Below are 19,721 nucleotides of genomic sequence, written 5' to 3' on the forward strand. Positions count from 1 at the left end.
TCAGCTGGCTTTCACACGTGTCCAGGCGGCGTCGCGGGCACGTTCGGCCTGCTTGTCGCCGTTGTGGAAGTACAGGTCGTCCTTGAGTTCGTCGGCGGAGACGACACAGGAGGGGAAGGGCTCGACCAGCGCGGAGTAGGTGTCCTCCGAACCTTTGACCGGCATCGGGTATCCGATGTATTCGATGTTCTTGCGGACGTTCTCGGGCCGGAGCAGATAGTCGATGAAGAGCATCGCCGTACCGGGATGGGGAGCGTTGGAGGGAATGGCGTAGCAGTCGGAGTTGAGGGGCGCCCCTTCCTTCGCGATCTCGAATCCGAACTTCGACGGGTCCTTGGCCTCGTTCAGCATGGCGGCCATGTCACCGCTCCATGCCTGGGTCATGGCTGCGTTGCCGGTGAGCAGGTTGTTGTAGCTGTTGCTGGAGAAGCCCCGCAGGTGCGGGCGGAGCGAGCGCAGGGTGGAGGTGATCTCGCTGAGGTCGTCCGAGTCGGAGGTGGAGACGTCGAGGCCGCGCTTGAGCGCGGCCATGCCCAGCACCTCGTCCCGGTCGTCGAGCACGAAGACGCGGCCCTTGGCGCGCGACAGCCACAGGTCGTCCCAGGACCCGGACAGATCGTCGCCGATCTTGTCCTTCCGCCAGCCGATGCCGGTCTTGTACATGGTGAACGGCACAGTGTGCCGCGATCCCTGGTCGTACCAGGGATCGGCGAAGTAGTCGTAGTGGCCGAAGACGGCATCGGCGTTGCGGAGCTGAGAGTGATCGATGCGGCGCAGCCGGTTGCCCTGGACGAGCCGCTCGGCCCACTTCGCGGTCGGGAAGATGATGTCGTACTTGTTGCCGGCGTTGAGCTTGGCGACCATGCCTTCCATCGAGTCGAAGTTCGACTGCACGACCTTCACGTCGTACTCCTTCTCGAACCCGGCGAAGACCGCCGGGTCGACGAAGTCGGCCCAGTTGAAGTACACGAGATCGCCGTCGATCTTCATTTCGATGGGCTCGTCGCCGGTCTTCTGGGAGGCGGAGCCTCCGGAATCGAACCCGCACCCGGATGCGGCCGTGCCCAGGCCGAGTCCGACCGCCGCAGCGGAACCGGTGCGCAGGAGGGATCGGCGGGACAGGTGGCGGGACATCCAGGTGGATGGGGAGAGCGCCTCGGGGGACATCGGTGGTCCTCTCCATAGGGTCCGTACGGGGGACGGACACTGATCGGGTGTGTACACGTGGCGCGCGCCGACCGGGTGGGACTCGGAAGACGGGGCCCGAGGGGGGTGTGGCTCCGGGGGTACGGTGCCGTTGCGGGTGCTCGAAACCCTGTGCCGCGGGGTGGGTGCTGCGCGAGCGGGACGCGGCGGGGTGGCGGCCAGGGATCCGAAGGGGATGCTGCGGGGAGACCGGTGCGGGTGCGGCAGCGGGTGTGCCGATCGGGCTCCCTCGCGCGCGTTCGCGGTCGGCTCAGGCCGTCCCGTCGTCCGGGACCGCCGCGAGATCCGCCCGGACCCGGCCGGCGAACCAGCCGACCGCCGACTCGCGCCGGGACAGCGGGCCGGGCTCGAACCCTGGGGTGCTGAGTCCTTTCTGTACGCGTGCTACGAGCTCGGCATCCTCGTCGTTGGTGATCCAGCCGATGTGGATGTTGAGCCGCCGCCCGATGCGGGTACGCAGCGAGGTGCCGGCGCGAGTGTAGAACGCGCCTGGTACGGCGACGCGGTCGACGCCCGTCGGGATCGCGGTCCAGGCAAGCACATGGTCGGGGTAGAAGTCGATGAGCGTGTTGGGATAGATGACCGCATACCGCCACACTCTGCGGTCGGCCTCCGTCAGACCGGGCATGGGAGTGGTGAGGCGCTGGTAGAGGCGTTCGGGCCAGTTCGACGAGGGCTTGTCGCGCAGGGGAGAGGCGAAGAGCGCATAGGACTCGTCGATCTCGCAGGTGTAGCCCTGGTAGTCGAGCAGCCGCATCAGCCCGGGGTGGGCCACGGGTACGTGGTAGCCCTCCAGATAGTTGTCGACAGCAACCTTCCAGTTGGCCTGCTGGACCTCGGCACCGTCGAGGTCGTGGATCCGGTCGCGGCCGACCGGCACCAGGTCCGTCCCGGCGTAGTGCCCGACGGCCTCGGCGAGCCCGGCGCACTGCTCGGCGAGCGGGACGGCGTCGGGGTCGTGGTTGACGAAGACGAAGCCGAGGAACGACTCGACGCGGACCGGGAAGAGCCCCAGCTTCGGTTTGTCCAGGCACGGGATCTGCCGGGCCTCCGGCGCGCCGACGAGACGGCCGTCGAGCTTGTAGGTCCAGCCGTGATACGGGCAGCGGATGGCCTTGCCGTCCGGTTCGGGCGTGGAGACCAGCCGGGTGCCGCGGTGCCGGCAGACGTTGAGGTGGGCGGCCAGGCTGCCGTCCTCGGTGCGGACGACGAGCACCTCGCGCCCGGCCGCGGTGGCGGTGAGCCGGGCGCCCGGGCCCGGCAGGTCCGACTCGTGGCAGACCAGTTGCCAGGACTTGGCGAAGATGTGCCGGCTCTCGGCCGCGGCGATGCCCGGGTCCGTGTAGTAGCGGGCGGCGAGGGCCGCACCGGGGTGGGGCGGCTCGGTGCCGGGCGGGCCCGTGGTCGCGCGGGTGGCCGGGGATTTCGCGTGCATCAGCTGACTCCAGAGTGAGAAGACCGAGTGCTGACTGAATGGTTAGTCAGCCTGCGGAGCCGGTCGGTCGGTGTCAAGGGTTGCGGACTAACTAATCAGTTAGTTAGCGTCTGGCTGTCGCCGCGACGAGTCCCAGCTCCCGGACGCGGCCGTTCCGGACGATTCGCGTCCGGAACGCCCGCGACACGCCACCCGCTGCTGCTCCCCTCACCCCCCTTCACCCCCTTCACACCCCTCACCTCTTGCCCTCTCGACGGTGCCCGAGGCGCCCCCGGCACCTCCCGGGCCGCCCGGCACAGCCGTGGTCCCGACCCCCACCCGGGGCCACGGCACCCACCAGGTCACCTCCCGGCACCGGCCGGGTCCGCACACCTCTCCCCGGAGGCACGCATGAGCCGTCGTCGGAGTCTGGTCTGGCTCGGCCTGACGCCCGAGCCGGAACGGGAACTGCCCCCGAGCGTGGCGGCCCTGCGCAGCCCACCGACGGACTCCGCCGCCGAGCGCCGCCGCCTGCAGCGGCTGATCCTGCACGGCAGCGAACGCCGCTGGCTGCGGTATCTGGACGAGGTCGCCGACCTGGTGACCCGCGTCGCGAACGGCACCAGCCCCGGCGACCGCCGCGCGGCCCGGCTGGCCGCCGAGGTGATCCTCGACCACCACCGGATGCTCATCGGCCTCCCCGGCACCGCCTACGCCCGCACCGCCGGCCGGCGCCGCGCCCTGGAGTCCGCACTCCGCGACCTGCACGCCGGGAGCCCCGCTTCCGGTGGAGCCGACGAGGCCGAAGACACGGCCCCTCCCCATGACGCCGCCACCCACCCCGGAGGGCACGCATGACCACGACGCGAGCCCGCAGGGCAGAACGGACCGTCATCCGGTCCCTGACGCCTCCCGCATCCCGCGCACCCGACGGCGGCCGCACGGCCGATACCGTTCTCGGAGCCCGGCCCGACCGGCTGGAGGGCGCCCGGACGTACCTCGCACACGGCGGGTACGGCACCGCACCCACCCCCGGCGCGCTGCTCCAGCACCTCGACGAGGCCGGGCTCCGCGGACGCGGCGGAGCGGGATTCCCCACCGCCACCAAACTGGCCGCCGTGCGCGACGCCGGAGGTACGCCCGTCGTCGTCGCCAACGGCGAGGAGGGCGAGCCCGGCTCCGTCAAGGACCGCTGGCTGCTGCGCGCCCGCCCGCACCTCGTCCTCGACGGCCTCGCCCGGGCCGCCGCCGTCACCGGAGCCCGGCGCGGGTACGTCTACCTCGCGGATCCGGCCGCCGCCCAGCGGGTCCGGCAGGCCCTCGCGGAGCATCCGCCGCCCCTGTCCGTCGAGATCGTGCAGACCGAGCACACCTACGTCGCGGGGGAGGAGAGCGCGGTGGTCCGCCGGATCGACGGCGGCCCGGCACTTCCGCTGGCCAAACCGCCCCGGCCCTTCCAGCAGGGCGTCGGTGACGAGCCCACCCTCGTCGCCAACGTCGAGACCCTCGCCCGCATCGCGCTCATCGCCGCCCGCCCCGACCTCAGCCGCCGGATCGCCCGCAGCACCCTGATGACCCTCTCCGGGCCCGGTGCCGCGCCGCTGCTCACCGAGGTCCCCTACACCGCCACCCTGCGGGAGCTGGCGCGCGCCCAGGGCAGCACGGATGCCCAGGCCGCGCTCATGGGCGGCCTGTTCGGCGGACTCGTCGCGGAGCCCGCGTTCGGCCTGCCCGTCGACCCCGACCGCCTCGCCGGCGCCGGCACCGCCCTCGGCTGCGGCGCCGTGCGCTTCCTCGGCCCGCAGGACTGCCCCGTGACCGCCGCTGCCCGTGCGGCCGCCTACCTCGCAGCCGAGAGCGCCCGGCAGTGCGGCGTATGCGTCGCCGGATCGGGATCGGTCCGCGACGCCCTGCGGCACCTGGCCGACGGCAGCGCGACGGAAGACGTCCGTACCGCGCTGGGCCGCTGGTCCGCGGGGCTGCCCGGCCGCGGCGCCTGCGGCCTCCTGGACGCCGCCGCCGGAACCGCGGGCAGCCTGTTGCGCGCCTTCCCCGCTCTCGTCGACGCCCATCTGGCCGCCCCGTGCGCCCGCTGCGCCGCTGCCGCAGAACCACCGGGCGCGCCCCTCTCCGCCACCCACCGCCTCACCGTCCCCGTGCCCGAGGTGCCGGACACCCTCCCGTCCGCACCCGCCCGCACGGCCGCACCCGCGCACCGCCCGTGAGACGGGCAGTCGAAAGGACCCCGATGAAACTCCTGCTGGACTCCACCCGGTGCCAGGGCTACGGGCTGTGCCAGGAACACGCCCCCGCACTGATCGCCCTCGACGAGTGGGGCTACGCGTCCGTCGTCGCCGCGGACATCCCGCCCGGCGAGGAGAACGCCGCACGGGACTGCGCCGAGAGCTGCCCCAACTCCGCGCTCAGGCTGGAGAAGTGAGATGGCCCGCACGCCCGGCCGGGACCTGACTCCCCTCTTCGACCCCACGTCCGTCGCGGTGGTCGGTGCCAGCGACGATCCCGCCAAGTACGGGCACGCAATCGCCGCACAGGCGCTGCGCGCCCCCGGGCGCCGGCCCGTGCACCTCGTCAACCGGCGCGGCGGCACCGTGCTGGGCCGGACCGCGGCCCCCAGCCTCGCCGCGATCGGTGAACCGGTCGACCTGGCCGTGCTCTCCGTACCCGGCGAGGGGTTCGAGGCGGCCGTCGAGGACGCGCTGGCCTGTGGTGCCCGCGCCCTGGTGGCCATCACGGCGGGCTTCGCCGAGACGGGCGCCGCCGGTCTCGAACGGCAGCGCGCGATCACCGCCCGGGTCCGGGACGCCGGAGCGGTCCTCGTCGGCCCCAACTGCCTCGGCGTCGCCGACAACACGACCGCGCTGTATCTCGCCTCCGGCACCTTCGCCCCCGGCGGCATCGCGCTGCTGAGCCAGAGCGGCAACCTCGCCCTCGAACTCCAGTTGCGGCTCGCCCCGCACGGCTCCGGGTTCTCGCGGTTCGTCTCCCTCGGCAACCAGGCCGACGTCACCCTCGTCGATCTCGTCGACGACTGCGCACGGCACGAGGGCACGTCCGCCATCGCCGTCTACGCCGAGGACTTCGGCGACGGCCGGGCCTTCGCCGAGGCCGCCGCCGCGGCCGGGAAGCCCGTCGTGCTGCTGTCCGCCGGGCGCGGCAGCGCGTCCGCGCGCAGCGCACAGTCCCACACCGGTGCCCTGACCACCTCGGCCGACGTGGTGGCCGCCGCCTGCCGCGACGCCGGAGTCCATCTGGTCGCCACGCCCCGGGAGATGACCACCGTGCTGGCCGCTCTCGGTTCCCAGGGACGCCGGGCCGGGCGGCGCACCGCGATCTTCACCGACGGCGGCGGCCACGGCGCGATCGCCGCCGACGCGGCCGAGGCCGCCGGACTCGACGTCCCTGAACTCGGCGAGGCCGCCCAGGCCCGGCTGCGCGGGATGCTCTGGCAGCAGTCGGCCGTCGGCAACCCCGTCGACCTGGCGGGCATGGGCGAGCAGGACCCCGGCTCCTACGCCACGACCGTCGACGCCCTGCTCAGCACCGACGAGGTCGACGCGGTGCTGCTGACCGGATACTTCGGCGGCTACGCGGCCTCGGAGGGAGACCTCGGGGACGGCGGCGCGGACCTCGCCCAGGGCGAGCTCCGCGCCGCCCGGGAGATCGTCCGCGCGCACGCCGGGCGGCCCAAGCCCCTGGTCGTCCAGTCCATGTACCCCGCCTCGCCCAGTTGCCGGCTGCTTGCCGACGCCGGCATCCCCGTCTTCGGCGCCACCGAGGACGCCGCCCGTGCCCTGGCCGCCCTCACCGTCGACGAGCCCGCGGGACCGGCCGCAATCCCTCCGCTGCCGCCGCCCTCCTCCGCGGTGAGGGACCCCGGCTACCACTCCCTGCGGGCGTTGCTCGGCGCCGCAGGGCTGCGGTTCCCCGCGGCCCGCCACATCACCGACGAAGCGCAACTGCTCTCCGCCGCAGCCGAGTTCGAGGGGCCGTACGTCCTCAAGGCGCTGCATCTGCTGCACAAGTCCGACGCGGGCGGCGTCGCGCTGGGGCTGCCCGACCGGGCCGCGCTGCTGGCCGCGTACCGCGAGATGCACACCAGGCTGGGTGCCCCCGCCTACTCGGTCGAGGCCATGGCCGACCTCAGCGACGGGGTCGAGCTGATCGTCGGCGTCAACCGGGACCCCCGCTTCGGTCCCGTCGCCATGGTCGGTCTCGGCGGAATCCTCACCGAGACCCTGCACGACGTCGCGTTCGCGCTGGCCCCCGTCCCGCCTGCGCGGGCCGAGCGGCTGCTGCGCGGACTGCGTACCGCCGGGCTGCTCGCGGGCGCCCGGGGCCGGCCCGCAGTCGAGGTGACCGCGGCCGCCGAGGCCGTCGCCCGCATCACCGAAGTCGCCGCAGCGCACCCCGAGATCGCCGAACTCGAGGTCAATCCCCTCCTCGTCCGGCCCGACGGCGCCCTCGCCCTGGATGCCCGCGCCGTCCTGGCCTGACCGGCCGCCCCCGCCATCCGCCCACCCCACGGCCCGAGTCACCCACCGCCTGGAAGGATCGCCATGGACTTCCGCTACACCCCCGAGCAGGCCGAACTCAAGGCCCGCGCCGCCGCCTACTCCCAGCGGCTCATGCGCTACGAGAACGAGTCGGAGGAAGCCGGCGGTCCGCTGCCGGCCGAAACCGTCCGCACCCTGACCCGCGAGGCCATCGACGCCGGTGTGTTCGCGATCAACATGCCGGTCGAATGGGGCGGCGCCGGGCTCAGCCTCCTCGACCAGGTCATCGTCGAGGAGGAGTTCGGCAAGGTCACCAACTGCCTGTGGGACATCCCCTGGCGGCCCGCCAACGTCCTGGCGTACGGCACCGAGGCGCAGCGCGAGAAGTATCTGCTGCCCGTCATCCGCGGGGAACGCTTCGACGCGTTCGCCGTCACCGAGCCCGGTGCCGGATCGGACGCCGGCTCCGGCACCAGCACCGCCGACCCGGTGCCGGGAGGCTGGCTGCTCAACGGCGAGAAGTGGTTCGTCACCTGTGGGGATGTCGCCGACTTCCTGCTGGTGCAGGCCGACGCGGGGCCCGACCGGCAGCCCACGCTGTTCTTCGTCGACAAGCAGGCGCCCGGCGTGCGGATGACCCGCGTCCCGCGCTTCATGCACTCCGCGGTCAACGGCCACCCCGAGTTCGTCCTCCAGGACGTCTTCGTCCCCGACGAGGACGTGCTCGGCGGGGTCGGCAACGGCTACGAGCTCACCAAGGAGTGGTTCACCGACGAGCGGCTCATGATCGCCGCCCGGACGACGGGTGCCGCTGAGCGTGCCCTGGAGCTGGCCCGTGACTGGGCGGTGGAGCGGCGGCAGTTCGGTTCCCGGATCGCCGACTTCCAGCTGATCCAGGGCATGCTGGCGGACTGCGCGGTGGACATCGCCGTGAACCGGGCCTACACCCACCAGGTCGCCTGGGAGGCCGACCAGCCCAAGACCGACCGCAAGACCCTGCACGCCAAGGCGTCGACGGCCAAGCTGGCGGCGAGCGAGGCGGCCGGCCGGGTCGTGGACCGCTGTCTGCAGATCTTCGGCGGGCGCGGCTACGACCGCTCCTACCCGGTCGAGCGCCTCTACCGGGAGGTCCGCGTCGACCGGATCTGGGAGGGCACCTCGGAGATCCAGCGCCTGATCATCGCCAACGAGCTGATCAAGCGCGGCACCCGGGCCCTCGCCCTGCCCCTGCACTGACCTCCGGATCCCCCTGCTCCTCTCACCGCGTCCGCTCCGGCTGCTCCGTCCCCCTCCGGCCCGCGGCCCGGCCTCCGCTGTCCCGCCCGTCACCCCGCATCCCCGAGGATCCGACATGGACTTCCGCCTCACCGCCCGCCAGCAGGAGCTCAAGGGCACGGCTCGCAGGCTCACCGACCTCATCACGAAGTACGAAGACGACTGCGAGGAGAACAACGGCCTGCCCCCGCAGGCCCACGCCGCCATCCGGGACGCCGTGCTCGACTGCGGCCTCCAGGCCGTCAACATGCCCACCGAGTGGGGTGGCGCCGGGCTCCGCATCGTCGAGCAGGCCGTCGTCCAGGAAGAGCTGGGCCGCCTCACCGGCGCCCTGTGGGACACGGTCTGGCGGCCCGCCAACGCCCTGCGCGTCTGCACCCCTCAGCAGCGCGAACGCTTCCTGATGCCGGCCATCCGCGGCGAGCGGCGCGACTGCTACGCCGTGACCGAACCGGAGGCGGGCTCCGACCCGCAGAACCTCAGCACGACCGCGACCCGCACCGAGGACGGCCACTGGGTCCTCGACGGCGAGAAGTGGTTCGTCACCGTCGGCGACCACGCCGACTTCCTGATCGTTCTCGCGGCGGCGGGTGAGAAGCGGGCACCGACCCTGTTCCTCGTCGACAAGGACACCCCCGGCGTCGAGATGACGCGGGTGCCGCGCTTCATGCACACCTTCGTCTACGAGCACCCCGAGTTCACCTTCACCCAGGTGCGGGTGCCGGACGACGCGGTGCTCGGCGGAGTCGGCGAAGGTCACGAGCTCACCCGTTCGTGGTTCACCGAGGAACGTCTGATGATCGCGGCGCGCACCATCGGGGCCGCTGAGCGTGCCCTGGAGCTGGCCCGTGACTGGGCGGTGGAGCGGCGGCAGTTCGGTTCCCGGATCGCCGACTTCCAGCTGATCCAGGGCATGCTGGCGGACTGCGCGGTGGACATCGCCGTGAACCGGGCCTACACCCACCAGGTCGCCTGGGAGGTCTCCGAGGGCACTGCCGACCGCAAGGCCCTGCACGCCAAGGCGTCGACGGCCAAGCTGGCGGCGAGCGAGGCGGCCGGCCGGGTCGTCGACCGCTGTCTGCAGATCTTCGGCGGGCGCGGATACGACCGCTCCCACCCGGTCGAGCGCCTCTACCGGGAGCTGCGGGTCGACCGGATCTGGGAGGGCACCTCGGAGATCCAGCGCCTGATCGTCGCGGGCGAACTCGTCAAGCGCGGCACGGGCGTCCTGCAACTGCCCTCCACCTGACGGCCGACACGCCCGATCACCGGCGGCCCCGGACCACCGGCCGGGGCCGCCGGTGATCGGAGAACCGCCGCCCCGGGCCCTCCGGGACGGCCCATCCGTTCGGAAGGGAGCCACACATGACGGAGCCGGTGACCGCCGCGCCCAGGGGCAGCGCACCATCCGTACAGCGCGTCGGCGTCGTGGGCTGCGGCCTCATGGGGTCCGGCATCGCCGAGGTGTGCGCCCGCGCCGGACTCGACGTCGTCGTCGCCGAGTCCGGCGCCGCCGCCGCCGGGGCGGGCCGCTCCAGGGTCGCCGGCTCCCTGGAACGTGCAGCCGCGGCCGGCAAGCTCACCGCGGCGGACCGGGACGCCGCCCTGTCCCGGCTCACCGTCACCGACGACCTGGACCGGCTGGCCGACCGGGACCTGGTGATCGAGGCCGTCGCGGAGGACGAGGCGGCGAAGCTGGAGGTGTTCACCCGGCTGGATCGCGTGGTGCGGCGCGAGGACGCCGTCCTGGCCACCAACACCTCCTCCCTCCCGGTCATCCGTCTCGCCACCGCCACCCGACGCCCCGAATACGTCGTGGGGCTGCACTTCTTCAATCCCGTTCCCGTCCTGCCGCTGGTGGAGCTGGTGCCCTCCCTGCTGACCGGCGAGGACACCGCCCGCCTCGCCGAGTCCTTCGCCACCGAGGTGCTGGGCAAGCAGGTCGTACGTGCCCGGGACCGGTCGGGCTTCGTCGTCAACGCCCTCCTCGTCCCGTATCTGCTCGCGGCCGTCCGCATGGTCGAGTCCGGCACGGCATCGGCCGCGGACGTCGATCGTGCCATGACGCTCGGATGCGCCCACCCGCTCGGCCCGCTCGCGCTCGCCGACCTCATCGGGCTCGACACCGTCCAGGCCATCGCCGAATCGCTGTACGACGAGTTCCGCGAACCCCTCCACGCCCCGCCGCCGCTGCTGGCCCGCATGGTCGACGCGGGGATGCTGGGCCGGAAGACGGGCAGCGGCTTCCATTCCTACCGCCACTCCTACCGCTGAACGGGCACCACTCCGGCTGTTTCCGTGCCGATGCGGGAGGATGGGGGAGGCGAGCGGCCGGCGCACTCCCGGCCACCGGACCGATCAGGGGAGCACGCACGTGTCCAGCGCCGAACGCACCCGGGCGTCCCGCGAGCGGATCCTCTCCGCCGCCTGCGAAGTGATCGCCGAGGTGGGCTTCGAGAAGATCCGCATGCGCATGGTCGCCGAGCACGCCGGGGTGTCGACGGCGCTGCTCCATTACCACTTCGAGAACCGCGAGAAGCTCTTCACCGAGGCGATGACGCACTCCTTCGCCCACACCAGCACCGAACTCGAACGGGATGCCGACACGGTGCCCGCGGCCGTCATCCTCGCCCGCATCCTGCACAGCCTCCTGCCCACCGACCCGGTGCTGCGCCAGGACTGGCGGCTGTGGCAGGAGCTGTGGGTGCGCGCGCTGCGTGACGAGACCACGCAGCGCCTCGCCGTCGACCTCTACGACCAGTTGCACGACTGGGTCGGACAGGCCCTGCGGCGCGGTGTCGACAGCGGCGAGTTCGCCGACTGCGACGTCGATGCGACCAGCACCACGCTGCTGGCGCTGTGCGACGGTTTCGGTATCCGGCTGATGCTGGGCGACCCCCGGGTCACCGTCGCGTCGGCGCAGACGGCGCTGTGGGCGACGGCGGCCCGGGAGCTGAAGATCGCGCCGCAGTTCCCGCAGCTGTGACGCCCACCTCCGCGGCCCCTTGCGCGCCGCGTACCACTGCTGCGGCGGCGGTGGGGGCTCACCCGGGCGCGACCTCACCCGGCCCGGCGCCGCCCGCCTGGCCGTCATCGCCTCCGACGGCCGCTGCGGACACCGCACCAGGAGCCGCCGGACGGGACGGGTCCTGGATTCCGCGGCCTTCCGTGGAGGCGAAACCGAGCCAGGTGTGCCGGTTGCGCCACCAGCACCAGCCGACCTTCGGGGCGCCGCGGCGTTCCCGCCCGTCCCGGCCGGTGCCGTTGCTGATCCACAGGGCCGGGGTGCGGGCGTCCAGGGTGCCGTTGGGCTTGCGCAGCCGGGAGCCGATGGTCATGAAGCATCGGTTGCGTTCCAGCGCTGCCGGCTGGTTGAGCACCCAGTGGATGCCCTCGGTGAGCAGCAGGGGCGTACGGCCCTGCTCGGCCAGGGCGGGCAGGGCCTCTTCCGGGCTCCAGTTCGCCATGTGGTCGCCGCGGTCGATGCCGGTGGCGAGGTAGAGGGGAGCGTCGGGCAGGTCGATGCCGGAGGGGGTGAAGCGGTCGACGTCGGCCATGTCGCTGACGACGAAGCCGGGCTTGTCCCCGTGGCGGAGCAGCGGGGCGAGCGCGGAGGCCGGAACCCGGTCGGGGTGGACGGCGAGGAGGGTGCCGTCGTCGGCGGCGGATTCCGCGGCGAAGGAGCGGAGGGTGCGGGCGGGCAACCCGGCCAGGTCGTGCACGCCGAGAGCGATCAGGTGTTCTGCCTGGGCGGTGAGCGCCGGGAGTGTGGGCATGGCGGCGGCGGGCGTCGAGGTGGGCAAAGCACTCCCTGATGTGCGGGGGAACGGATGTGGAGGGTCGGCGGGGTGCGGCCGACCAGGTGCGGCCGACGGGGTGCTGCCGGGCCGGCCCTGGTGGGTCGGCACCGCTTCCCGGCAGCGGTTCGGCTCCGTGCGGGGCCGGTTCACCGGGGCGCGGCGGCGGTGGACACGAGGGCGGGCTCCGGCAGCAGCGGAGCAGTCGTTCGGTACTGCGCACGCGGGCGCAGGGACGGTCAGGGGTCCCTCAGGACGGGAGCGGGAGCAGGAACGAGCGGGTGAGCGACGGGAACCCGTCGCGGAGAGTCTGCACCGGCGGAACGGTCGTACCTTCAGTGTAAAAATACTCCAGACGAAGAAGAGGGTCAACATAAAAATGCTACGAGGGTAAGATTTCGCCATGGCCACCCGCACCGCACCGCCGACTCCGCAGCCCGGACTCCGTGAGACGAAGAAGCAGGAGAGTCGCCGGCTGATCTCCGATTCCGCCACCCGGCTCTTCCTCGCCCAGGGGTTCGAACAGACCTCCATCGCCGAGATCGCCGCCGCCGCACGGGTGGCGAAGAAGACCGTCACCAACTACTTCCCGCGCAAAGAGGACCTGGCCCTGGACCGCCAGGACGCCTTTGTCGCCTCGCTGGCCCGCGCGGTCACCGACCGCGGACCGGGCGAGTCGGCACTGGCCGCCCTGCGGCGCGCCTTCAGCGGCGCGGTAGCCGCTGCCGACCCGGTCGCCGGGTTCTCGGGACCCGGGTTCGCGCGCATGATCGCCGACAGCCCCACCCTGACGGCCCGGCTGCGCGAACTGCACGATCTGCGCGAAGCCGCCCTGGCGGCGGCGCTCACCGAGGCCACCGGTGCGGAACCCGACGACGTCGGCGTACGCACCGCCGCCGGACTGCTCGGCGCGGTCCACCGCATCCTCTTCGACCGCATCCAGCGCCTCACCCTCGCCGGGGAGGACATGACGCGGATCCGCACCGAGATCACTGCAGCGGCCGAGGACGCGTTCGGCCTCGTCGAACCCGCCCTCGGCGGCTACGCCGTCGCCTGACGGCTGTGCGCTGCCCGGTGCCTGGCGCCCGTTCGCTCCCAGGACCGTCCGGGCGGGATCCGCCACGCCTGCCGGCCGACCACCGCACGTGGCCGGTGCCGGACCGGGCGGCAGACGACGTCCGGGTAAAGCTTGACTTGGAGCACACTCCAAGTTCTACGGTCTTCTTCATGGCCGACGGAAGCACCCTCCCCGAGCAGAACCGGGAACCCGCCCTGACGATCGCCCAGGTCGCCGAGCGGACCGGTTTGTCGCCCGACACTTTGCGCTACTACGAGCGCGCCGGGCTGATCGACCGGGTGGGGCGCACCACAGGGAACCAGCGTCGCTATGCGGCCGCCGACCTGGCCTGGCTCGAGTTTCTGCTGCGGCTGCGCGAGACCGGCATGTCCATCACCGACATGCAGCACTTCGCCCGGTTGCGAGCCGACGGGGCCGCCACCGTCCCCGACCGGCTGGCCATGCTGCGCGCACACCGCAGCAGCCTCGCCGAGCGCATCCGCAGCCTGCGTCGCAACGCCACCGCGTTGGACGCGAAGATCGACCACTACGAACAGCTGCTCACTGAGCAGCCGGAAACGGACACACCCGCATGAGCGCCACCGACGCAGCCACCACCCGCCAGGACCGCTTCGCACATGGTCTGGAGATCCTCACCCAGGTCGACGGCGAGGGAGGACAGAAGGTCGTCGACTCCCTCGCCGACATCAGCCCCGAACTCGGCCACCAGGTCGTCGCCTGGGCCTTCGGGGAGATCTACGACCGTCCCGCCCTGCCCCCGCGCGACCGCCAGTTGGTGACCCTCGGCATGCTCACCGCCCTCGGCGGCTGCGAACCCCAGTTGGAGGTGCACATCAACGCGGCCCTCAACGTCGGGCTCACCCCCGAGGAGATCGTCGAGGCCCTGCTGCACGCGGCCGTCTACTGCGGAATGCCCAAAGCCCTGAACGCCACCTTCGTCGCAAAGAAGGTCTTCGCCGAACGGGACCTGCTGCCCGTCAGGAACCAGTAGCCGCGACAACCGGGCCCGGCCTTCCGAACCGCGGTGTCGGAGACATCGGCCGGCAGCACTCGGAAGGCCCGGACCCGGTGGAGCCGCTGTGCCCGATTTCCACGCACATCCTCGGTGCCGCTGCCCGGAGAGCACCGGCCTCGCGGTCCTCCGATGCCGACCGGAGCCGGCGGACTCCTGGAGACGGCGCCTGCGTCCGGGCGCCACTGTCCTCCACGGAGGAGACCGCGGTCGGCGGTCGCGTCCTACGTGGTCTGGATCTTGTCGACCTGGGATGTGATGAGGTTCGGGGGAATGGTGTTGTCTCCGGGGCGGTAGGACCCGTACCGGGAGAAGGTGACGATGAGGTTCCCCACCCGGACGTGCACGAAGAGGTGGGGGAACTCGTGACGGTCCTCGGCGTAGGAGACCGTACGCAGGTAGTAGGAGAGGGCCTGGTCGCCGTCGTCCGGCCCGGCCCTCCGCTTCACGCCCCGGTAGGGGTCGCTGTCCTCGGGTGTCTCTCCCGCGCGAAACGGCGAGGCGCAGGCTTTGGTGGACGAGCTCAGGCTGCTCATCACATCCGACGCGTCCTTCACCGAGGGATAGGACACCAGGATCACACTGACGAAGTCCTCGGGCGTCTTCACGAAGCGCCGGCTCGCCCGGGCGCCGGCCCGGTCCGTGGTCCACGGGCGGATACCGTCCACCAGCGGCTGGCACTCCGGCTCGGACGCCTTCCAGTCCTTGCCGCTGGTTGTCGTGTCCCAGGCCCGGCGGTACTCCGTGTCGAGTTCGTCGTTCCGGGTCAGCAGCAGCTTCTTCAACTGCGCCCGCGACAGCGGCTCGGTGTGCCGCACGTGCTTCTCGCTCTTGTCGCTGCTCTCCGGTGCTGCCGGACCCGCTCCCGACGTGCAGGCCCCCAGCAGGATCACCAGCACTCCCGCCCCCGCAACAGCCGCTCTGCCGCGTGCCGAAACTCCCACTGGACCCCCCCTTTGACACGAACCCGACCACGCAGCGTAGATGACGGCACGGAGAGCACCGCTGTCCGGGGGACAGGCTGTCCTTCACGGGCCGCCGAGGAGGCTGACCGGCATCGCGCCGAGGTCGACAGGGCCACACGGGAACGGGAAGGGGAGAACACGGCCTCTCTCGGCACCCGTTCGCCGGCGTACTGCACACACGGGCGGTAGGGCGCAAGGCGCTGCGCGCTGCGGGACTTTCGAGGCTCGTCGAATCATCCTCTCCCAGTCCTGGTCGGCGTGGTCCACTCAGGACGGACGACGACGGACGACGACGAACGACGACGAACAACATGGTGGAAAGGAAAGGGGAATTCCTTGAAAGCGAGATCTGGGCGGCGCGGAGCATTCGCCGCCGGGGTGGCTTTCGTGGCCGCCTGCGCTGCTGGTATGACGACCGCCATGCCCACTGCCGCCATGGCATCGGACAAGCCCCACAGCCGGAACGGGCCCGAGACCTGGGACACTTCGGGGCACGTGAGCGGCTGGTTCGAGCACAAGGGCGACAAGCTCGTTGCCTGGGACGCGGTGGCGGACGGAAAGTCCGCCGTCCTGGCCGCGCGTCGACAGCACTGGTACTACCACGACATGCGTTATTACTGCACTCCGCTCTGGAACGCCAAGGGATCCGGACATCTGGTCAAGCGGACGTGCGACGGGAAGGACCCGGCCTACACCCCTGAAGGCTGGTACATGTTCTATTTCCCGTGCACCGGTGAGTACGCCGGCCGGGAAATGGGGGACTGCGGAGCGATGGAAGGCATGGGAGTCACCTGACCGGCCCGGCACTCGACAGGGGGCGGGCCGGTCAGGCGCGCCCCCTGCTCGGTTGCACCGCTTCTACGGAGCATCTTGGGGGACGTGTGACGCGCAGAGGATTGCCGGGTGTGGGCGCAGTACTGTCCGTTCTGGTGATGGCGCTCGGCGGGTGTTCCACCGCCCCCGGGTCCGGAGATCCGGAGCCGGGGGCGGTGCCTTCGCCGACCGCCGACGGAACGGTGGCCCTCCCGCTCGACGCCTATTTTCCCACCCGGAAGGCGGAGAACACGATGTCCGCGGCCGCGGACTCCTTCGCCCGGAGCTGCCTGCGCCGCTACGGATTCGCCGCGGAACATCCCGTCATCCCGGAGGACAGCGGAATCGCCATCCAGCTCCGGGAGATGAAGGATGCCCTGTTCGTTCCCGAAGAACAGGCCCGCCGTCACGGATTCCACCGGCCTTCCGGCAAGTCGCCGCAGCATGTGAAGGGCAACACGCGGCCCGACGCGGAGTCGGTGGAGAAGAACCGGAGGGAGCTGCAGGCGATGCTGCCGGTCCTCAACGGATGGCATCGGGCGCAGGAGGCGCGCGAAGCAGGACGGAACGTCAGGCCGCAGAAGACGTACCACGGTCGGAGGATTCCGGAGTACGGCTGTTTCGGGGAGGCGGACACCCGGCTGTCCGCGGGGCTGGACCAGCCGGTTCCCGGGAACTCCCCGGGAGGCGCGCAGGACGCGTTCAACTTCGTCCAGCGGCTGCGGGCGCATGCGGCGGGAGCCGTCGCCGAGGAGCCGCGTGTCGTGGCCGTCACCAAACGCTGGGCGAAGTGCTATCGGAAGGCGACCGGTCTCTCCCGGGCCAATCCGTACACTGCCGCGCGCGATCCGCGCTGGCAGCGCTCCTCCGAACCGTCCGCCAAGGAGATCCACGCAGCCGTGGCCCACACCCGGTGCCAACTGCGCGTCAATTTCCTCGGGGTGGTGGATGCGCTGACCGTTCGGCATGAAAAGCGAGCGGAGGCTCGCCACCGTTCGCGGCTGCGAGCTGTGCGCGACTTCCACCGGGCCCGTACCCGCAAGGCCGAGCAGGTCACTCACGGCCGCTCCGGCTGAGATCCGTCGCGCCGGATCCACCGCGTCCGAGGGCCTCGCCGGCACCACGGGGAGCTGCATCGTGTTCGGTCGTCCCTGCACGACCAGGTCGGCATGCGGTCGTCCGGCGGTGTGCGACGGCAGGAACCACGTGAGCGCATCCCCGCCGGCGCCGCCAGTGGCTCCTCACCGCCCCCCGGAGAGGGAACAGCCGGGACCCGTCCGCGAGGTGGCCGTCCGTGAAATTGTGATCATCTACCCATCCGCAAAGGAGAAACATGCGCAAGGTCATCAGTGGTACGGCTGTCCTCGTCACGGCAGCGCTGCTGACGGGTTGCGGCGGCCGCGACGACGGCGGCTCGTCGGCGGACGAGGACGACAATTCCGCACACGAGAGCGTGCAGCCGAAACCGAAAGCGACGTCGCAGCCGACGCCGGGCACGGGGAGCGGCAGCGGCGAGGTCGAGCACAAGGTCGCTCTCGAAGTCCGCGGCAGCGGTACGTCGCAGATCTCCTACACCCTCGCCACCAACAAGATGGAGACGGTGAAGTTGCCCTGGAAGAAGACCTCGACCATCACCCTGAAGACCGACGCCCAGAAGCGGATCGGCACCACGGTGTCCGTCGCACCCGGTTCCGTACCCGACTCCGACGGCACGCTCCGCCCGGCGGACTGCGTCATCACGGTCGACGGGAAGAAGGTCGCGGACAACCAGGGCGGCGCCTCCGAGAAGCCGTGCGAGTACACGGTGAAATGAGCCTCCGGCCGCCGCTGCGCGGAGCCGCGGGGAGGGTGAGGTGTCGCCCTCGCGCAGGCGACCGCCGCGGACCCCGAACCGGTCGGGAAACCGGGAGGCGTCCTCGCCGGAACGGCGGTGCGGAGGCTGACGCGGTCGTACATTCCCGGTCCCGAGGCCCGTGTTCCGGGCCGGTCGCTGCGGTCTGCCCAGCTCACCGGAGAGAGGCGCTCTCCCGGTGCCCTTCTCCGGCCGGTGCCCTTCTCCGGAATGCGGTGCAGGGCATTCGGCTCCGAACGATCCGGTTTCACTTTCAATCACCTCTGCGCGCCTCAGCGCACGGGTACTTGACCGGTTTTGCGGCCGCATGCGCCACATTCCCACCGGGACGGAGTCCATCAGGTGGACGTGGCTGAGCAGAAGGTGATTCGATTAATCGAAAGAGGGGCACGGAAGAAGGCAGCTTCGTGATCACCATCCCGCTGAGCGCGGACGCGCTGGCTGCAACGCGATTCGCGGTCTCCCCGCTGATGCACGCGGGAGCGTTGCTGCATCCGTACCGACCGCGCACCACGACCGGCGCGTATTCCCTGTCATACAGCCACGTCAGTGGTGTGCTGCGGGAGCAGCGGCTGCATCTGCTCGCCGCGGTACGCCAGATGGTGCACGCCTTCGCGCCGGTCTTCTACGCGCCGGTTTTCCTGACGCCCCCGGCGGCCGCGGGCCGGATCCCCGAGCCGCATGAGGATCTGCACCGCGTCGCCTCCGCTCCCAGCCGGGTCGTGGCCCGGCAGCTCGACAGCCTCCTGGGCGTGCAGTCCCAGCACGGCCGCGCCGCGCTCGCCGCGCTGCGCATCCTGCGGAGGGTCGCGGACCGCGGAGAGGCGGACTTCGCGAACCAACTGGCCTGCGAACTGGACAGGTTCTGGCTGCGTGGCCTCTCCCGCACCTGGTCGGAGGCCGCGGCCGGCGCCGCGGAGGACATCGCTCTGCGCACCCGGCTGCTCGCGGATCACGGCATGGCAGGAGCGCTGGGGTCGCTGCACGACTCCGTCTGCTACGGCGACGGGGCCCTCCGCATGGTGGGCCCGGGTACCGCCGAGGTGCCCGCCGGGGGACACCTCGTCCTGTTCCCCTCGCCCTGGGCGCACACCTGGCTGCTGAGCGTCGACCCTCAGGAGCAGCGTCCGGCATATCTCATCTACCCGGCCCGTCCCCAACCCTCGTCCTCTCCGCCCGACGGTAGGAACCGCTCCATGGGGGGCGTCCTCGGTCCCACCCGATCCGCCCTGCTCGCGGACCTCGAGGTGGCGCGCACGACCACGCAGCTCGCGGCCCTGCACCACCTGAGCGCCTCGACCGTCTCCTACCACCTGGGCCTGCTGCACCGAGCGGGCCTGGTGAGCCGCACGAGGAGCCGCAATTCCGTGTACTACCAGCGCACCGTGCCGGCGGCGGCCCTGCCCCGACCGGCCGCGGAGCCCGCCGCTCCGGGCCGGTGACCGGATGAGGAGGAGGCACCCGGGGGCGGGCATGTGCCGGGCAGGGACTTCGGGCGGGTGCTCCGGGCCAGGGGAGCCCGGCAGGGGAGAGGTCCGGGCCGGGGGAGTCGGGTGGGGTGTGAGATGCTAGGAACGCAGTAACTCCGTGCTTAGACAGCAGGCACGCCTTTCCGCGGGAGCGGACTGTGGCGTGCCGTCGCGTCGACTTCCTCCCGTCCCCCACAGGTCAGCAGACGGGAGCATCGACGTTTCATGAGTGCCGCCGCCGCAGAGTTCGTGCCGCGCCCTCCCGGCCGGGTCCTGCCCGCGCCCTGGTGAGGAGGGCGCCCGAGGCAGCCGGGGACGGGTTCGGA

18 protein-coding genes and 1 pseudogene are annotated in these 19,721 nt (G+C 71.7%); 15 read left to right on the forward strand and 4 right to left on the reverse strand.

All coding sequences use genetic code 11. The features are described 5' to 3' along the window. Positions 1-1,167, reverse strand: coding sequence for a polyamine ABC transporter substrate-binding protein (locus tag BMX65_RS11715; protein WP_107437462.1), 1,167 nt, complete (start codon positions 1,165-1,167; stop codon positions 1-3). A 289-nt stretch (positions 1,168-1,456) separates the two neighbouring features. Next, on the reverse strand, positions 1,457-2,641 hold the full coding sequence (locus BMX65_RS11720) for an aromatic ring-hydroxylating oxygenase subunit alpha (protein ID WP_075000134.1): 1,185 nt from the start codon (positions 2,639-2,641) through the stop codon (positions 1,457-1,459). Between the two features lie 390 nt (positions 2,642-3,031). Here BMX65_RS11720 and BMX65_RS32815 point away from each other — a divergent pair, with 390 nt between their 5' ends. From BMX65_RS32815 to BMX65_RS11760, 8 genes are all read left to right on the forward strand, one after another. After that, on the forward strand, positions 3,032-3,478 hold the full coding sequence (locus tag BMX65_RS32815) for a hypothetical protein (protein ID WP_075000135.1): 447 nt from the start codon (positions 3,032-3,034) through the stop codon (positions 3,476-3,478). Continuing rightward, the gene (locus BMX65_RS11730) at positions 3,475-4,845 is read left to right on the forward strand and encodes an NADH-ubiquinone oxidoreductase-F iron-sulfur binding region domain-containing protein (RefSeq protein ID WP_075000136.1); all 1,371 of its coding nucleotides are present in this window, start codon (positions 3,475-3,477) and stop codon (positions 4,843-4,845) included. The genes BMX65_RS32815 and BMX65_RS11730 overlap by 4 nt, the downstream gene beginning before the upstream one ends. 23 nt (positions 4,846-4,868) lie before the next feature. After that, on the forward strand, positions 4,869-5,060 hold the full coding sequence (locus BMX65_RS11735; protein ID WP_075000137.1) for a ferredoxin: 192 nt from the start codon (positions 4,869-4,871) through the stop codon (positions 5,058-5,060). Between the two features lies 1 nt (position 5,061). Beyond that, the gene (locus tag BMX65_RS11740) at positions 5,062-7,134 is read left to right on the forward strand and encodes an acetate--CoA ligase family protein (protein ID WP_075000138.1); all 2,073 of its coding nucleotides are present in this window, start codon (positions 5,062-5,064) and stop codon (positions 7,132-7,134) included. A 63-nt stretch (positions 7,135-7,197) separates the two neighbouring features. Continuing rightward, positions 7,198-8,370, forward strand: coding sequence for an acyl-CoA dehydrogenase family protein (locus tag BMX65_RS11745; protein ID WP_075000139.1), 1,173 nt, complete (start codon positions 7,198-7,200; stop codon positions 8,368-8,370). Between the two features lie 115 nt (positions 8,371-8,485). Next, positions 8,486-9,658 (forward strand): acyl-CoA dehydrogenase family protein, encoded by a 1,173-nt coding sequence (locus BMX65_RS11750; protein WP_075000140.1) that lies wholly within the window; start codon positions 8,486-8,488, stop codon positions 9,656-9,658. Positions 9,659-9,774: 116 nt separating this feature from the next. Further along, positions 9,775-10,683, forward strand: a complete 909-nt coding sequence (locus tag BMX65_RS11755; protein ID WP_075000141.1) for a 3-hydroxybutyryl-CoA dehydrogenase — start codon at positions 9,775-9,777, stop codon at positions 10,681-10,683. A 100-nt stretch (positions 10,684-10,783) separates the two neighbouring features. Then, a complete protein-coding gene (locus BMX65_RS11760; protein ID WP_075000142.1) occupies positions 10,784-11,395 on the forward strand; it encodes a TetR/AcrR family transcriptional regulator in 612 nt (203 codons plus the stop codon). A 172-nt stretch (positions 11,396-11,567) separates the two neighbouring features. Here the strand turns inward: BMX65_RS11760 and BMX65_RS11765 are convergent. Beyond that, a pseudogene (locus tag BMX65_RS11765) lies at positions 11,568-12,185 on the reverse strand (DUF5701 family protein); the annotation flags it as partial. Positions 12,186-12,609: 424 nt separating this feature from the next. Here BMX65_RS11765 and BMX65_RS11770 point away from each other — a divergent pair. From BMX65_RS11770 to BMX65_RS11780, 3 genes are all read left to right on the forward strand, one after another. Then, positions 12,610-13,263 carry a TetR/AcrR family transcriptional regulator gene (locus BMX65_RS11770; RefSeq protein WP_075000143.1) on the forward strand — a complete coding sequence of 218 codons (654 nt, stop codon included), beginning with the start codon at positions 12,610-12,612 and terminating at the stop codon, positions 13,261-13,263. 170 nt (positions 13,264-13,433) lie between these two features. Next, a complete protein-coding gene (locus BMX65_RS11775) occupies positions 13,434-13,859 on the forward strand; it encodes a MerR family transcriptional regulator (protein WP_075000144.1) in 426 nt (141 codons plus the stop codon). Beyond that, positions 13,856-14,275 (forward strand): carboxymuconolactone decarboxylase family protein, encoded by a 420-nt coding sequence (locus BMX65_RS11780; RefSeq protein ID WP_075000145.1) that lies wholly within the window; start codon positions 13,856-13,858, stop codon positions 14,273-14,275. The genes BMX65_RS11775 and BMX65_RS11780 overlap by 4 nt, the downstream gene beginning before the upstream one ends. Positions 14,276-14,520: 245 nt before the next feature. Here BMX65_RS11780 and BMX65_RS11785 read toward each other — a convergent pair whose 3' ends face one another. After that, positions 14,521-15,189: a sensor domain-containing protein gene (locus BMX65_RS11785; protein WP_075000146.1), complete on the reverse strand. Its 669-nt coding sequence runs from the start codon at positions 15,187-15,189 to the stop codon at positions 14,521-14,523. A gap of 480 nt (positions 15,190-15,669) precedes the next feature. On the opposite strand from BMX65_RS11785, the gene BMX65_RS11790 reads away from it, so the two are divergent. The 4 genes from BMX65_RS11790 to BMX65_RS11805 all read left to right on the forward strand — a co-directional run bounded on the left by BMX65_RS11790 (position 15,670) and on the right by BMX65_RS11805 (position 19,368). Beyond that, positions 15,670-16,056 (forward strand): hypothetical protein, encoded by a 387-nt coding sequence (locus tag BMX65_RS11790; protein ID WP_143081833.1) that lies wholly within the window; start codon positions 15,670-15,672, stop codon positions 16,054-16,056. 194 nt (positions 16,057-16,250) lie between these two features. Further along, positions 16,251-17,150, forward strand: coding sequence for a hypothetical protein (locus tag BMX65_RS11795; protein WP_143081834.1), 900 nt, complete (start codon positions 16,251-16,253; stop codon positions 17,148-17,150). A 257-nt stretch (positions 17,151-17,407) separates the two neighbouring features. Continuing rightward, on the forward strand, positions 17,408-17,887 hold the full coding sequence (locus BMX65_RS11800) for a PDZ domain-containing protein (RefSeq protein WP_075000149.1): 480 nt from the start codon (positions 17,408-17,410) through the stop codon (positions 17,885-17,887). 446 nt (positions 17,888-18,333) lie between these two features. Beyond that, positions 18,334-19,368, forward strand: a complete 1,035-nt coding sequence (locus BMX65_RS11805) for an ArsR/SmtB family transcription factor (RefSeq protein WP_075000150.1) — start codon at positions 18,334-18,336, stop codon at positions 19,366-19,368. Positions 19,369-19,721: the final 353 nt, after the last annotated feature.

Origin of the sequence: Streptomyces qinglanensis (genome assembly GCF_900111245.1) — a bacterium.
Taxonomy (GTDB): Bacteria; Actinomycetota; Actinomycetes; order Streptomycetales; family Streptomycetaceae; genus Streptomyces; species Streptomyces qinglanensis.

Excerpts from the sequence above, each read along its gene's own strand:
- BMX65_RS11790 (WP_143081833.1), top strand. The coding sequence starts at position 15,670 with ATGACGACCGCCATGCCCACTGCCGCCATGGCATCGGACAAGCCCCAC.
- BMX65_RS11715 (WP_107437462.1), bottom strand. The coding sequence starts at position 1,167 with ATGTCCCCCGAGGCGCTCTCCCCATCCACCTGGATGTCCCGCCACCTG.
- BMX65_RS11770 (WP_075000143.1), top strand. The coding sequence starts at position 12,610 with ATGGCCACCCGCACCGCACCGCCGACTCCGCAGCCCGGACTCCGTGAG.
- BMX65_RS11735 (WP_075000137.1), top strand. The coding sequence starts at position 4,869 with ATGAAACTCCTGCTGGACTCCACCCGGTGCCAGGGCTACGGGCTGTGC.
- BMX65_RS11730 (WP_075000136.1), top strand. The coding sequence starts at position 3,475 with ATGACCACGACGCGAGCCCGCAGGGCAGAACGGACCGTCATCCGGTCC.
- BMX65_RS11755 (WP_075000141.1), top strand. The coding sequence starts at position 9,775 with ATGACGGAGCCGGTGACCGCCGCGCCCAGGGGCAGCGCACCATCCGTA.
- BMX65_RS11740 (WP_075000138.1), top strand. The coding sequence starts at position 5,062 with ATGGCCCGCACGCCCGGCCGGGACCTGACTCCCCTCTTCGACCCCACG.
- BMX65_RS32815 (WP_075000135.1), top strand. The coding sequence starts at position 3,032 with ATGAGCCGTCGTCGGAGTCTGGTCTGGCTCGGCCTGACGCCCGAGCCG.
- BMX65_RS11780 (WP_075000145.1), top strand. The coding sequence starts at position 13,856 with ATGAGCGCCACCGACGCAGCCACCACCCGCCAGGACCGCTTCGCACAT.
- BMX65_RS11745 (WP_075000139.1), top strand. The coding sequence starts at position 7,198 with ATGGACTTCCGCTACACCCCCGAGCAGGCCGAACTCAAGGCCCGCGCC.
- BMX65_RS11800 (WP_075000149.1), top strand. The coding sequence starts at position 17,408 with ATGCGCAAGGTCATCAGTGGTACGGCTGTCCTCGTCACGGCAGCGCTG.
- BMX65_RS11720 (WP_075000134.1), bottom strand. The coding sequence starts at position 2,641 with ATGCACGCGAAATCCCCGGCCACCCGCGCGACCACGGGCCCGCCCGGC.
- BMX65_RS11750 (WP_075000140.1), top strand. The coding sequence starts at position 8,486 with ATGGACTTCCGCCTCACCGCCCGCCAGCAGGAGCTCAAGGGCACGGCT.
- BMX65_RS11775 (WP_075000144.1), top strand. The coding sequence starts at position 13,434 with ATGGCCGACGGAAGCACCCTCCCCGAGCAGAACCGGGAACCCGCCCTG.